This window comes from Pseudomonas sp. P106(2024) (assembly GCF_057480815.1).
This window is the reverse complement of record NZ_JBLIYU010000009.1, coordinates 19,784-34,001: the sequence shown is the minus strand read 5'-3', so window position 1 is coordinate 34,001 and position 14,218 is coordinate 19,784. Positions and strand designations below refer to the sequence as shown.

At 62.2% G+C, this 14,218-nt stretch carries 11 protein-coding genes and 4 tRNA genes; 11 read left to right on the top strand and 4 right to left on the bottom strand.

From position 1 onward, the window contains the following. Positions 1 to 39: 39 nt before the first annotated feature. The 3 genes from AC25M7_RS15885 to folD form a co-directional block, all read right to left on the bottom strand. Complete coding sequence (locus AC25M7_RS15885) at positions 40 to 1,086, bottom strand: ornithine cyclodeaminase (RefSeq protein ID WP_028692668.1); 1,047 nt, start codon at positions 1,084 to 1,086, stop codon at positions 40 to 42. Between the two features lie 19 nt (positions 1,087 to 1,105). Beyond that, entirely contained in the window at positions 1,106 to 2,023 is a 918-nt protein-coding gene (ctlX, locus tag AC25M7_RS15880) for a citrulline utilization hydrolase CtlX (RefSeq protein WP_028692667.1), read from the bottom strand. A gap of 199 nt (positions 2,024 to 2,222) precedes the next feature. Continuing rightward, positions 2,223 to 3,077 carry a bifunctional methylenetetrahydrofolate dehydrogenase/methenyltetrahydrofolate cyclohydrolase FolD gene (gene folD / locus AC25M7_RS15875; protein WP_028692666.1) on the bottom strand — a complete coding sequence of 285 codons (855 nt, stop codon included), beginning with the start codon at positions 3,075 to 3,077 and terminating at the stop codon, positions 2,223 to 2,225. A 255-nt stretch (positions 3,078 to 3,332) separates the two neighbouring features. Here folD and AC25M7_RS15870 point away from each other — a divergent pair. The 11 genes from AC25M7_RS15870 (at position 3,333) to AC25M7_RS15820 (ending at position 12,928) form a co-directional block, all read left to right on the top strand. Further along, a tRNA-Arg gene (locus AC25M7_RS15870) sits at positions 3,333 to 3,409 on the top strand. Between the two features lie 35 nt (positions 3,410 to 3,444). Next, a tRNA-His gene (locus AC25M7_RS15865) sits at positions 3,445 to 3,520 on the top strand. A 56-nt stretch (positions 3,521 to 3,576) separates the two neighbouring features. Continuing rightward, positions 3,577 to 3,661: transfer RNA gene (locus AC25M7_RS15860), tRNA-Leu, on the top strand. A gap of 36 nt (positions 3,662 to 3,697) precedes the next feature. Beyond that, positions 3,698 to 3,773, top strand: a tRNA-His gene (locus AC25M7_RS15855). A 150-nt stretch (positions 3,774 to 3,923) separates the two neighbouring features. Further along, positions 3,924 to 4,223 (top strand): DUF6388 family protein, encoded by a 300-nt coding sequence (locus AC25M7_RS15850; protein WP_028692638.1) that lies wholly within the window; start codon positions 3,924 to 3,926, stop codon positions 4,221 to 4,223. 248 nt (positions 4,224 to 4,471) lie between these two features. Further along, positions 4,472 to 5,785, top strand: coding sequence for a trigger factor (gene tig, locus AC25M7_RS15845; protein ID WP_028692637.1), 1,314 nt, complete (start codon positions 4,472 to 4,474; stop codon positions 5,783 to 5,785). A 91-nt stretch (positions 5,786 to 5,876) separates the two neighbouring features. Then, the gene (gene clpP / locus AC25M7_RS15840) at positions 5,877 to 6,518 is read left to right on the top strand and encodes an ATP-dependent Clp endopeptidase proteolytic subunit ClpP (RefSeq protein WP_043213484.1); all 642 of its coding nucleotides are present in this window, start codon (positions 5,877 to 5,879) and stop codon (positions 6,516 to 6,518) included. Between the two features lie 108 nt (positions 6,519 to 6,626). Beyond that, entirely contained in the window at positions 6,627 to 7,910 is a 1,284-nt protein-coding gene (gene clpX / locus AC25M7_RS15835; RefSeq protein ID WP_028692635.1) for an ATP-dependent Clp protease ATP-binding subunit ClpX, read from the top strand. Positions 7,911 to 8,065: 155 nt separating this feature from the next. After that, on the top strand, positions 8,066 to 10,462 hold the full coding sequence (lon, locus tag AC25M7_RS15830; protein WP_028692634.1) for an endopeptidase La: 2,397 nt from the start codon (positions 8,066 to 8,068) through the stop codon (positions 10,460 to 10,462). 153 nt (positions 10,463 to 10,615) lie between these two features. Then, positions 10,616 to 10,888: a nucleoid-associated protein HU-beta gene (gene hupB, locus AC25M7_RS15825; protein WP_011533117.1), complete on the top strand. Its 273-nt coding sequence runs from the start codon at positions 10,616 to 10,618 to the stop codon at positions 10,886 to 10,888. A gap of 180 nt (positions 10,889 to 11,068) precedes the next feature. Continuing rightward, the gene (locus AC25M7_RS15820; protein ID WP_062359508.1) at positions 11,069 to 12,928 is read left to right on the top strand and encodes a SurA N-terminal domain-containing protein; all 1,860 of its coding nucleotides are present in this window, start codon (positions 11,069 to 11,071) and stop codon (positions 12,926 to 12,928) included. 107 nt (positions 12,929 to 13,035) lie between these two features. On the opposite strand, the gene AC25M7_RS15815 is transcribed toward AC25M7_RS15820, so the two are convergent. Further along, positions 13,036 to 14,076: a patatin-like phospholipase family protein gene (locus AC25M7_RS15815; RefSeq protein ID WP_028692632.1), complete on the bottom strand. Its 1,041-nt coding sequence runs from the start codon at positions 14,074 to 14,076 to the stop codon at positions 13,036 to 13,038. Between the last annotated feature and the right edge of the window lie 142 nt (positions 14,077 to 14,218).

Here is a 14,218-nt window from a genome sequence, read left to right as displayed (position 1 = left end):
CCTCGGCAAGGCCGCTCCCACAGGGTTGCGTATAGCCGGTCAGGCGGCGCTGGCTTTGCGTTGCGCCACTTTCGGCTGCAGCAGGGCAAACAGGTCCTTCGGGTTCTCCAACTGCGGCACCAGCGCGATGTCGCGCCCGATGTCCAGCGCCCTGGCCACATCCAGCACATAGCGCAGCGCCGAGTAGTCCTCCAGGGCGAAGCCGACCGAGTCGAACAGCGTTACCTGCGCGGCGTTCTCGCGCCCGGCGGCGATCCCCTCGACTACCTGCCAGAACTCGGTGGTCGGCGAGTCCGCTGGCATCTGCTGGATCTCGCCCTCGATCCGGCTCTGCGGTTCGTACTCGACGATCACCCGCGCCCGCTCGACGATGTCGCGGTGCAGCTCGGTCTTGCCCGGGCAGTCGCCGCCCACGGCATTGAGGTGCATGCCCGGCTCGATCATCTGCGGGGTGAGGATGGTGGCGTAGGCCTTGTCGGCGGTGACCGTGGTGACGATGTCGGCGCCGCGCACCGCCTCGGCCACGCTGTCGGCGATGATCAGTTTCAGTTGCGGGAAACCGGCCAGGTTGGCCGCGAGTTTCGCCGAGGCCTTGTGGTCGATGTCGAACAGGCGGATTTCTTCGATGCCGAGCAAGGCATGGAAGGCGATGGCCTGGAACTCGCTCTGCGAGCCGTTGCCGATCAGCGCCATGCGCTTGCTGTCCGGACGCGCCAGGTAGCGGGCGGCCAGGGCCGAGGTGGCGGCGGTGCGGATGGCGGTGGTCAGGGTCATCTCGCTGAGCAGCACCGGCGCGCCGGTGTCGACATCGCCCAGGGCGCCGAAGGCCATGACCGTCAGCAGGCCGTCATGGGTGTTCTTCGGGTGGCCGTTGACGTACTTGAAGGCGTACAGGTTGGCGTCGGATACCGGCATCAGCTCGATCACCCCGTCCGCCGAGTGGTTGGCCAGGCGCGGGCATTTCTCGAAGTCGTGCCATCGCAGGTAGTCCTGGCGGATGTATTCGGCCATCTCGGCCAGGCAGGTGGGCAATCCCTTGCGGTTGACCAGGTGGGCGAGGTCGTGCACGTCGATGTAGCGGGTCATGATGATTCTCCTTGTCGAGTCAGTGGCGCGAGGGCAGGTGGACTTCGGCGAGCATGCAGCGCGCGCTGCCGCCGCCGATGCGTTCGATATGGTCGATGTTCACCACCAGTGGATGGCTGTGCCGCTCGACTTGGCGGCGCTGGGCGGCGTCGAGCGCATTCCAGGCGCTGCGAGACATCACCAGCAGGGAGCGGCCGTCACGGTCGTGGACTTCGAGCATGTTGCCGGCGAAGTTCTCCAGCTGGTCGAAGTTCAGCGCCAGCACCTGCTTGCCGGTATCGCGCAGCGAATGCTCCAGGGCACGGCGTTCATCGTGGTGGGGCAGGGCGTCGAGGCAGGCCACGGCGAGCTGGCGGCCGACGTTCATCATTACGTTGCTGTGGTAGATCGGCGCCTGGTGGCGGTCCACGGCGTGGAACAGGCACAGGCGATAGTCCAGGCGCTCGGCGAACTGGCGCAGGGCGTGTTCGTGGGTGCGCCCGGAGTGACAGGCGTAGCTGATGCGGTGTTCGCGGTCCAGGACCATGCTGCCGGTACCCTCGAGGAACAGATTCTGCTGTTCCAGCGGGCTCAGGTCGATGGTGCGCTGGATGGCGAAGCGCTCCCGCAGCACGCCCAGCACGCCCTTGCTGCGCTCCAGGCGGCGGTTCTCGCCCTCCATCGGGTACAGCACCAGGCTACCGTCGGCGTGGCTGCTCCACCAGTTGTTGGGGAAGATCGAGTCGGGGGTGTGAGGTTCAGGGGTGTCCTGCACCACCAGCACATCGACGCCATGCTGGCGCAGGGTGTCGACGTAGCCGTCGAATTCTTCCAGGGCCTTTTCGCTGGCGGCCTGAGGGTCCGACGGCGCCTGCTGGAAGCGGTTGTTGGCGGCGGTGTCGGGGTTGAAGGCGAACCGCGCCGGGCGAATCATGAGGACGGTATTTGTTGTTTGCATTGGGCACGCATCCACGGGTGGGCTGTGTGACCATTGTCAGGGGGATCGCGAGGCAATCCCGGCTGAAGCGTGAGAGGTGGGCAGCCGGTCCAGCTGAAATGGATGGGTTGCCAGCCGAATCGGCTGCGGCTCCGTGGAGACGGGCATTCAAACGAAAACGGCGCCTCGAGAGGCGCCGTTGCGTCATTGCCGGAACAACCTACTTGTGCAACTCTTCAGCCGCATACAGGGTGTTCTCCAGCAGGCAGGCGCGGGTCATCGGGCCTACGCCGCCCGGCACCGGGGTGATCCAGCCGGCGCGGGGCAGGGCGGTCTCGTAGACCACGTCGCCGACCAGCTTGCCGTCGTCCTGGCGGTTGATGCCGACGTCGATGACGATGGCGCCTTCCTTGACCCATTCACCCTTGACCAGGCCCGGCTTGCCGGCGGCGACCACCACCAGGTCGGCGCGGCCGACGTGGCCGGCCAGGTCCTTGGTGAAGCGGTGGCAGACGGTGACGGTGCAGCCGGCCAGCAGCAGCTCCATGGCCATTGGCCGGCCGACGATGTTGGATGCGCCGACGATCACCGCGTTCATGCCGTACAGGTCCTGGCCGGTGCTCTCCAGCAAGGTCATGATGCCCTTCGGCGTGCACGGGCGCAGCAGCGGGATGCGCTGGGCCAGACGGCCGATGTTGTAGGGGTGGAAACCGTCCACGTCCTTGTCCGGGCGGATGCGCTCGAGCAGCAGGGAGGCGTCCAGGTGCTCGGGCAGCGGCAGCTGCAGCAGGATACCGTCGACGGCCGGGTCATCGTTGAGGCGATCGATCAGGTCGGTCAGGGCTTGCTGCGTGGTCTCGCTGGGCAGGTCGAATGCCTGGGAGATGAAACCGACCTCTTCACAGTCCTTGCGCTTGTGCGAGACATAGACTTGGGAGGCCGGGTCGGTACCGACCAGGATCACCGCCAGGCCAGGCGTGCGCAGGCCCTGCTGGCGGCGCTCGGCGACACGTTGGGCGATCTGCTGGCGCAGGTTGGCGGCGATCGCCTTGCCATCGATTAGGTGTGCAGTCATAGACGCGTGATTAACCATCGAGAAGGGAACATATATAAGAAGCGCGCATTCTCGCACGACACGGCCCAAGGGCAAAGGCGAGTGGTCGGGCAAATCCCCTAACCCCTTCAATAATTTAAATTTTTTTGCGAAAGGTGTTGACGACCTGCAGGGTCGCCTATAAGATTCGCCGCACTTGTCGGGCACTGCCTGGCACGGGTTGGCAAAGTCGGGCAGAATAAGCGGTTCGTTTGTTCGGCTGGACTGTAAGCTTAAGCGCCCGTAGCTCAGCTGGATAGAGCATCCGCCTTCTAAGCGGATGGTCGCAGGTTCGAGTCCTGCCGGGTGCGCCATTAAGGCCTGGGCAAGTAAGCAGTACCGCAATATGGTGGGCGTAGCTCAGTTGGTAGAGCGCCGGATTGTGATTCCGGTTGTCGTGGGTTCGATTCCCATCGTCCACCCCAGATTCTGCAGGGGCGCCTCGATTGAATGATCCGGCGCCTTTGTTTTTGAGTTTCATGCGGACGTGGTGAAATTGGTAGACACACTGGATTTAGGTTCCAGCGGCGCAAGCTGTAAGAGTTCGAGTCTCTTCGTCCGCACCATGTTTCTGTAAGGCTGTACCGCAACACTGCATTATGGTGGGCGTAGCTCAGTTGGTAGAGCGCCGGATTGTGATTCCGGTTGTCGTGGGTTCGATTCCCATCGTCCACCCCATATTTGAAGAAGGCGCCCGCATCGGATGATCGGGCGCCTTTTTCGTTTCTGCCGTACGGGCCTCGTGGCTACTGGTGGCGGAGCAATAAAAGCTGATAGATTTCAGCCGGTTGAAGGGCTGGCCGAGATGCCGGCAGAGGAATAGCGCAGATGATTGCAAAAGAAGCGCGCCAGGCCCTGGCGCTGCAACGTTTCGCCGAGGCCAATCCGCAACTGCTCGAGGAGATCCGCGAGCTGGATGCCCGCGAGCAGGCCCAGCAGATCGAGTGGGCGTTCGAGGATGCGGCGCAGGAGCAGGGCGTCGAGCCCTGGGAGTATGCCTTGCAACTGATCGCCGAGTCGCCGGAACAACTGCAGGCCATGCGCCTGGAGACTCATCGCGAGGTGGCCGAGGCGCTGGGCATGGCCTGGGAAGAATACTGCCAGTTCAACGACCTCGATCCGCAGTAAGCCGGACGATCTTTCTGGCTGTTGTTTGTTTGACAAGGTTTTACAACCGCGCGGGCCACAAGGGCCTGCGCGGCCGTGAATGAAACAGGCTCGACGCCAAGGCGGGCGGGCCTTTCAAGGAAATCGACCGGCGCGGCTCGCCGACAATCCGGGTGGGGTGACTTCTGCTTGATGAGTCACTAGAATGTTTGCCCTTGATTCTGGAGTCGGGCTATCGCCGGCTAACGTCTGTGCAACGAGGAATATCCATGCAAGTTTCTGTTGAAAACACTTCCGCTCTTGAGCGCCGCATGACCATCGCCGTTCCGGCCGAGCGCGTCGAGAACGAAGTCAACAAGCGTCTGCAGCAGACTGCCAAGCGCGCCAAGGTTGCCGGCTTCCGTCCGGGCAAGGTGCCGATGAGCGTGATCCGCCAGCGTTTCGAAGCCGATGCCCGTCAAGAGGCTTTCGGTGACCTGGTCCAGGCTTCCTTCTACGAAGCCATTGTCGAGCAGAAGCTGAACCCGGCTGGCGCCCCTGCCGTAGAGCCGAAATCGTTCGAGAAAGGCAAGGACCTCGAGTTCGTCGCCATCTTCGAAGTCTTCCCTGAATTCACCGTTGCCGGTTTCGAGTCGATCGCCGTCGAGCGCCTGAGCGCCGAAGTGGCTGACGCCGACCTGGACAACATGCTGGAAGTCCTGCGCAAGCAGAACACCCGTTTCGAGGCCGTCGAGCGCGCTGCTGCCAACGATGACCAGGTCAACATCGATTTCGTTGGCAAGATCGACGGCGAAGCCTTCGCCGGCGGTTCGGCCAAGGGCACCCAGCTGGTGCTGGGTTCCGGCCGCATGATCCCGGGCTTCGAAGAAGGCCTGGTTGGCGCCAAGGCCGGTGAAGAGCGCGTGGTCAGCGTGACCTTCCCAGAGGACTACCAGAACCTGGACCTGGCCGGCAAGGCCGCCGAGTTCACCATCACTGTCAACAGCGTTTCCGCCCCTGTGCTGCCTGAGCTGAACGAAGCCTTCTTCGCCCAGTTCGGTATCAAGGAATCGACCCTGGAAGGTTTCCGCGCCGAAGTTCGCAAGAACATGGAGCGTGAACTGCGCCAGGCCATCAAGGCCAAGGTCAAGAACCAGGTCATGGACGGCCTGCTGGCCGCCAACCCGGTCGACGTGCCTAAGGCCCTGCTGGAAAACGAAGTCAATCGTCTGCGCGTGCAGGCCGTCCAGCAGTTCGGTGGCAACATCAAGCCTGACCAACTGCCAGCCGAACTGTTCGAAGAGCAAGCCAAGCGCCGTGTCGTGCTGGGCCTGATCGTCGCCGAAGTGGTCAAGCAGTTCGACCTGAAGCCGGACGAAGCCAAGGTTCGCGAAGTCATCGAAGAGATGGCCTCGGCCTACCAGGAGCCTGAGCAGGTCATCGCCTGGTACTACAAGAACGACCAGCAACTGAACGAAGTCCGTTCGGTTGTGCTGGAAGAGCAAGTTGTAGATACTGTCCTGCAGAAAGCGACTGTGACTGACAAATCGGTCTCGTACGAAGAAGCCGTCAAGCCAGCACAGGCTGCTGCCGACGCTGAGTAACAGGCTACTCTCGTAGGAAACCCCCACAAGCCAGCCTTCGCGCTGGCTTGTGCGTATTCAAGCCATGACTATTTGGGAGTGAGTGCAGGACATGTCCCGCAATTCTTATATTCAGCAGAGCTCTGACATCCAGGCCGCAGGCGGCCTGGTCCCGATGGTTATCGAGCAGTCCGCCCGTGGCGAACGCGCCTACGACATCTATTCGCGCCTCCTGAAGGAGCGCGTGATCTTCCTGGTTGGCCCCGTAGAAGACTACATGGCCAACCTGGTGGTGGCGCAGCTGCTGTTCCTTGAGGCGGAAAACCCGGACAAGGATATCCATCTCTATATCAACTCCCCGGGCGGCTCGGTAACTGCCGGCATGTCGATCTACGACACCATGCAGTTCATCAAGCCGGATGTCTCGACCATCTGCATCGGCCAGGCCTGCAGCATGGGTGCTTTCCTGCTCGCGGCCGGTGCCGCCGGCAAGCGCCACTGCCTGCCCAACTCGCGCGTAATGATTCACCAGCCGTTGGGCGGCTTCCAGGGCCAGGCGACCGACATCGAGATCCACGCCCAGGAAATCCTCAACATCAAGGCGCGCCTGAACGAGTTGCTGGCCCATCACACCGGTCAGGACCTCGAGACCATCAAGCGCGACACCGAGCGCGATAACTTCATGAGCGCCGCGCGCGCGGCCGAGTACGGCCTGATCGACTCGGTCTACGACAAGCGGCAACTGGCATCCTGAAGCAATACGCCAGAGCGTTCGGGCGCGGATTGCGCCCGAGCGCGGACTTGAAAAAGCCAGCGATTGCCTTCATCTTGTGTTTCAAGCCTACCGGATTGGATCGATCGAATGACTGACACCCGTAACGGCGAGGACAACGGCAAATTGCTCTACTGCTCCTTCTGCGGCAAAAGCCAGCATGAAGTGCGTAAATTGATTGCCGGCCCCTCGGTATTTATCTGCGACGAGTGCGTCGACCTGTGCAATGACATCATCCGTGAGGAGGTGCAGGAAGCCCAGGCCGAGAGCAACGCGCACAAGTTACCCTCGCCGAAAGAAATCAGCGGCATCCTGGACCAGTACGTGATTGGTCAGGAGCGCGCGAAAAAGGTCCTGGCAGTAGCGGTGTACAACCACTACAAGCGCCTGAACCAGCGTGACAAGAAAGGCGACGAAGTCGAACTGGGCAAAAGCAACATTCTGCTGATCGGGCCGACCGGCTCGGGCAAGACGCTGCTCGCCGAGACGCTCGCGCGCCTGTTGAACGTGCCGTTCACCATTGCCGACGCCACCACCCTGACTGAAGCTGGTTATGTCGGTGAGGACGTCGAGAACATCATTCAGAAGTTGCTGCAGAAGTGCGACTACGATGTGGAAAAGGCCCAGATGGGCATTGTCTACATCGACGAGATCGACAAGATCTCGCGCAAGTCGGACAACCCGTCCATCACCCGTGACGTTTCGGGCGAGGGCGTGCAGCAGGCGCTGCTGAAGCTGATCGAAGGCACCGTGGCCTCCGTGCCGCCGCAAGGGGGCCGCAAGCACCCGCAACAGGAGTTCCTGCAGGTCGATACCCGCAATATCCTGTTCATCTGCGGAGGCGCCTTCTCGGGCCTGGAAAAGGTCATCCAGAACCGCTCGACCAAAGGCGGCATCGGCTTCAGTGCCGAAGTACGCAGCAAGGAAGAGGGCAAGAAGGTCGGTGAGTCGCTGCGTGAGGTCGAGCCGGACGATCTGGTCAAGTTCGGCCTGATTCCGGAGTTCGTCGGCCGCTTGCCGGTGCTCGCGACCCTGGACGAGCTGGACGAGGCTGCGCTGATGCAGATCCTCACCGAGCCGAAGAACGCGCTGACCAAACAGTACGCCAAGTTGTTCGAGATGGAAGACGTCGACCTCGAGTTCCGCAGCGATGCACTCAAGGCCGTCGCGCGCAAGGCACTGGAGCGCAAAACCGGCGCCCGTGGCCTGCGTTCGATCCTCGAAGGCGTGCTGCTCGACACCATGTACGAGATCCCTTCGCAGAAGGATGTCAGCAAGGTGGTGATCGACGAAAGCGTCATCGAAGGCTCGTCGCAGCCGCTGCTCATCTACGAGAACAGCGAGCCGCAGGCCAAGGCCGCCCCCGACGCCTGATCGGGCAAGGGGCAGCACGCACGAAGGGGCCTTTTTGGCCCCTTTTTGCATTTCATGGCCTGGGCGCTTGTAATTTGCCAGGCCTGCCCCCACATTAGCCCCAAGCACCATTTCCAACGGTTTCCGGCCACCAAGGCCGCTGTAGAGGCGAAATCATGAAGACCACCCTCGACTTGCCTCTTTTGCCATTGCGCGACGTCGTCGTCTATCCGCACATGGTCATCCCACTGTTCGTGGGGCGTGAGAAGTCCATCGAAGCCCTCGAGGCGGCGATGACGGGCGAGAAGCAGATCCTCCTGCTGGCCCAGAAGAATCCGGCTGACGATGATCCGGGCGAAGACGCTCTGTATCGCGTCGGCACCGTCGCCACCGTGCTGCAACTGCTCAAACTGCCCGATGGCACCGTCAAGGTGCTGGTCGAGGGTGAACAGCGCGGCGCCGTGGAACGTTTCAACGAAGTCGACGGCCATATCCGCGCCGAAGTCAGCCTGATCGACGAAACCGAGACCGCCGAGCGCGAGTCCGAAGTGTTCGTGCGGACCTTGCTGTCGCAGTTCGAGCAGTACGTGCAGTTGGGCAAGAAGGTCCCGGCCGAAGTGCTGTCCTCGCTCAACAGCATCGAGGAGCCAGGCCGCCTGGTCGACACCATGGCTGCGCACATGGCGCTGAAGATCGAGCAGAAGCAGGAGATCCTCGAGATCGTCGACCTGCAGGCCCGCGTGGAACACGTGCTGGCGCTGCTGGACGCCGAGATCGACCTGCTGCAGGTCGAGAAGCGTATCCGTGGCCGGGTGAAGAAGCAGATGGAGCGCAGCCAGCGCGAGTACTACCTGAATGAGCAGATGAAGGCCATTCAGAAAGAGCTCGGCGATGGCGACGAAGGCCACAACGAAGTCGAGGAACTGAAAAAGCGCATCGACGCCGCCGGCCTGCCGAAAGACGCCCTGGCCAAGGCCCAGGCCGAGCTGAACAAGCTCAAGCAGATGTCGCCGATGTCGGCCGAGGCCACCGTGGTGCGTTCGTACCTCGACTGGCTGGTACAGGTGCCGTGGAAGGCCCAGAGCAAGGTACGCCTGGATTTGGCCAAGGCCGAAGAGATCCTCGATGCCGACCATTATGGCCTGGAAGAGGTCAAGGAGCGCATTCTCGAGTACCTCGCCGTACAGAAACGCGTCAAGAAAATCCGCGGTCCGGTGCTGTGCCTGGTCGGTCCGCCCGGCGTGGGCAAGACCTCGCTGGCCGAATCGATCGCCGCCGCCACCAACCGCAAGTTCGTGCGCATGGCCCTGGGCGGCGTGCGTGACGAGGCCGAGATCCGTGGCCACCGCCGCACCTACATCGGCTCGATGCCCGGTCGTCTGATTCAGAAAATGACCAAGGTCGGTGTACGTAATCCGCTGTTCCTGCTCGACGAAATCGACAAGATGGGTAGCGACATGCGCGGCGATCCGGCCTCGGCGTTGCTGGAAGTGCTTGACCCCGAGCAGAACCACAACTTCAACGATCACTACCTGGAAGTCGACTACGACCTCTCGGATGTGATGTTCCTGTGCACCTCGAACTCGATGAACATCCCGCCGGCGCTGCTCGACCGCATGGAAGTCATCCGCTTGCCGGGTTACACCGAGGACGAGAAGATCAACATCGCGGTCAAGTACCTGGTGCCCAAGCAGGTCAAGGCCAACGGCCTGAAGAAGGACGAGCTGGAGGTCGAGGTATCGGCCATCCGCGACATCATTCGTTACTACACCCGCGAAGCTGGCGTGCGTGGCCTGGAGCGCCAGATCGCCAAGGTTTGCCGCAAGGTGGTCAAGGAGCACACCGGGGCCAAACAGGTGAAGGTGAAGGTCAGCGGCGAGCAGCTCGAGCAACTGCTGGGCGTGCGCAAGTTCCGTTATGGCCTGGCCGAGCAGCAGGACCAGATCGGCCAGGTCACCGGTCTTGCCTGGACCCAGGTGGGCGGTGAACTGCTGACCATCGAGGCCGTGGTGATCCCGGGCAAGGGCCAACTGATCAAGACCGGCTCGCTCGGCGACGTCATGGTCGAGTCGATCACCGCCGCGCAGACGGTGGTGCGCAGCCGCGCCAAGAGTCTGGGAATCGCTGCAGATTTCCACGAGAAGCGCGACGTTCACATCCATATGCCCGAAGGCGCCACGCCCAAGGACGGCCCGAGTGCCGGTATCGGCATGTGTACCGCGCTGGTGTCGGCCCTGACCCAGATCCCGGTGCGCGCCGATGTGGCGATGACCGGTGAGATCACTCTGCGCGGCCAAGTCCTGGCCATCGGTGGCCTCAAGGAAAAACTGCTGGCGGCACACCGCGGTGGGATCAAGACGGTGATCATTCCCGAGGAGAATGTTCGCGACTTGAAGGAGATTCCGGAAAATATCAAACAGGATCTTCAGATCAAACCGGTCAAATGGATTGACGAAGTCCTCCAAATTGCGCTGCAATACGCCCCGGAGCCCTTGCCAGATGTGGCTCCGGAGATTGTCGCGAAAGATGAGAAGCGCGACGGCGATGCTAAGGAAAGAATCAGCACGCACTAGTACGTATTTCGCTGGGGGGCGTTGGTTGACAGTATTTTCCGGCCCTTGCTATAAAACGGCACGCCAGTGTCAACAGGCCACCCAGCGCTCGTTTCATAAGCTTTTCATTACATACTTAGAAACAAACTCAATAGAGAAATAAGGGGACTTAGAGTGAACAAGTCGGAACTGATTGACGCTATCGCCGCATCTGCTGACATCCCGAAAGCTGTAGCCGGCCGTGCGCTGGACGCAGTCATCGAATCCGTCACCGGCGCCCTGAAGCAAGGTGACGATGTGGTACTGGTAGGTTTCGGTACCTTCTCGGTCAAGGAGCGCGCCGAGCGCACCGGCCGTAACCCGCAAACCGGCAAGGCGATCAAGATCGCTGCCGCCAAGGTTCCAGGCTTCAAGGCTGGCAAGGGCCTGAAAGACGCCGTCAACTAAGTCGTCTTTCAGCCGGCCCGGGCATCGTCAGGGCCGACCGCGTGACGGCGGGTCGCAAACGTTCCCGCTGGCACGCTCGCTTCGAAAAGGCGCATCCACTGGATGCGCCTTTCTTCTATCAGGATTCTACCCACGCTCCGCGGTTGTCGACGCAGTGGTACAGCCGTTTCTGGGGGACGCATGCTGCAGAATATCAGGGACAATTCACAAGGTTGGATTGCCAAGACCATCATCGGCCTTATCGTCGTGTTGATGGCGTTGACCGGCTTCGAGGCCATTTTCCAGGCCGCCAGCCATAGCCAGGACGCCGCCAAGGTGAACGGCCAGACCATCAGCCAGAACGAGCTGAGTCAGGCCGTGGACATGCAGCGCCGCCAGCTGATGCAACAGCTGGGCAAGGATTTCGACCCTGCGCTGCTGGACGAGAAGATGCTGCGCGAAGCCGCGCTCAAGGGGCTGATCGATCGCAAGCTGCTGTTGCAGGGTGCCGAAGACGCCAAGTTCGCTTTTTCCGAGGCCGCGCTGGATCAGCTGATCCTGCAGACGCCTGAATTCCAGGTCGATGGCAAGTTCAGCGCCGAGCGCTTTGACTCGGTCATCCGCCAGATGGGTTACGGCCGCATGCAGTTCCGCGAGATGCTCGCCCAGGAAATGCTGATCGGCCAGCTGCGCACCGGCCTTGCCGGTAGCAGCTTCGTCACCGACAAGCAGGTCGAGGCCTTCGCCCGCCTCGAGAAGCAGACCCGTGATTTCGCTTCGCAGACCTTCAAGGCCGACCCGGCCGCAGTCAAGGTGAGCGATGAGGAGGTCAAGGCGCACTACGACCAGCACGCCAAGGAATTCATGACCCCGGACCAGGTGGTCATCGACTACCTTGAGCTGAAGAAGTCGGCTTTCTTTGACCAGGTCAAGGTCGATGACGGCGAGCTCAAGGCCCTGTATGAGAAGGAGATCGCCAACCTTGGCGAGCAGCGCCATGCCGCGCACATCCTGATCGAGGTCAACGACAAGACCGACGATGCCAAGGCCAAGGCCCGTATCGAAGAGATACAGCAGCGCCTGGACAAGGGTGAGGACTTCGCCAAGCTGGCCAAGGAATTCTCCCAGGACCCGGGTTCGGCCAATACCGGTGGCGACCTCGGCTTCGCCGGCCCCGGCGTGTACGACCCGGCCTTCGAGGACGCGCTGTACAAGCTGAACAAAGACCAGGTGTCCGCACCCGTGCGCACCGAGTTCGGCTACCACCTGATCAAGCTGTTGGGTGTGCAGGCGCCGGACGTGCCGAGCTTCGCCAGCCTGAAGGACAAGCTGACCCACGAGCTGAAGACCCAGCAGGTGGAGCAGCGCTTCGTCGAGGCCACCAAGCAGCTTGAGGATACCGCCTTCGAAGCCTCCGACCTGGCCCAGCCGGCCCAGGACCTGGGCCTGAAGGTACACACCTCGGCAGCCTTCGGTCGCGAGGGTGGTGAAGGCATCACCGCCAACCGTGCGGTGATCCAGGCCGCGTTCAGCGAGCAGGTGCTCGAAGAGGGCGCCAACAGCAACGCCATCGAGCTGGATCCGGAGACCGTGGTGGTACTGCGCGTCAAGGAGCATCGCAAGCCTGAGCAACTGCCGCTGGAGGCCGTGGCCAAGAACATCAGCCAGCACCTGGCCAAGGAGAAGGCGATTGCCGAGCTCAAGACCAAGGCTGACAAGCTGATCGCCGGCCTGCGCGAGGGTTCGACCAAGGCCGAAGGTCAGGGTTGGAAGGTCCACGAAGCGGTCACCCGTGGCCAGGACGGTATCGACCCGGCCGAGCTGCAGGCGGTATTCCGTCTCGGCAAGCCTGCGTCCAAGGACAAGCCGGTCTACGGCAGCGTGGTCCTGGGCGACGGCAGCCTGGTGGTCCTGCAGCTCAAGGGCGTCAACGAGGGCGCCGCCGCCACCGACGAAGAGAAGGCGCAGATCCGTCGATACCTCGCGTCGCGTGCCGGTTCGCAGGACTTCGCGGCCTATCGCAAGCTGCTTGAGGGCAGTGCCGACATCACGCGCTACTGAGTGGCGCGCTGATCACGAAACAGGCCGCGTATGCGGCCTGTTTCGTTTCCGATGATCAAGACCTTCGCATATCTCCCTCAGGGACTGCACGCGGCCTGAAGAGAGACCTATCGCTGAACCCCCTCATGATTGTCCAGCGTATCCCGGGCAATCTCCCGCCCCAGGGCGATCAGCTCCGGTGCCTTGTAGAACTCGAAGAACCGGCACACGCGCTTGGGCACGTTGATCAGCACATCCGGCGGATAGCCGGCGATCTTGTATTGCGCCAGTGACGTCTGCATCACCTCGAAACTCTGGTTGATCAGGTCGAGCAGGGAGGCAGGGCCGACGTTGTCGACGATGAACGACCCGGTGGCCGACTTCGGCGCTCCCTCGCTCTGCGGCGCAGCCGCCGGCTGCTGGCCCTCGGGGGCGGCGCTGTCCGCGAGCCACGGATTGGGACTGGCCAGTCCCTCGGCAGTGATTTCCTGCTCCAGGCGAATCAGTTGTTCGGCCGGCTTGCGGCGAAACGGCAGGCGCGAGCCGAGCGAACTGATCAAGGCATCGAAGCGCATCTTGAACGCCGCCGGGCGCTCGATCACCGGCAGCTGGTACTGCTTCTGGTTGGTGGCGTTGAGGTTGACGGCGATGATCAGGTCGCAGTGGCTGGACACCACCGGCACGATCGGCAGCGGGTTGAGGATGCCGCCATCGACCAGCATGCGGTTGCCTTGCACCACGGGGGTGAACAGGCTGGGAATGGCCGCCGAGGCGCGCATGGCCTGGTGCAGGCAGCCCTCCTGGAACCAGATCTCCTGCTGGTTGGTGAGGTCGGTGGCGACCGCCGTGTAGGGGATGCGCAACTGCTCGATGTTGATCTCGCCGACGATCTTGCGGATCTGACCGAACACCTTGTCGCCGCGGATCGCTCCCAGGCGGAAGCTGACGTCCACCAGGCGCAGCACGTCGAGGTAGTCCAGGCTCTCGATCCAACTGCGGTATTCGTCGAGCTTGCCGGCGGCGTAGATGCCACCGATTACAGCGCCCATCGAGCAGCCGGCGATGCACCCGATCTCGTAGCCGCGCCGTTCGATTTCCTCGATCACGCCGATGTGCGCGTACCCTCGGGCGCCACCGGAGCCCAGCACCAATGCCACGCGTTTGCCCATGACTTTTCCCCCTGTGGCTGTGCCACCATGGTCCAACAATGCACCCATTGCCACCTGTGCTTCAATGTAGCCCGTGCTGGGCTACGCTGAGCAGGGCACTTTTCGTTTGCTTTGCCGTCGAACGGCCACCTTAGTTTTTCAC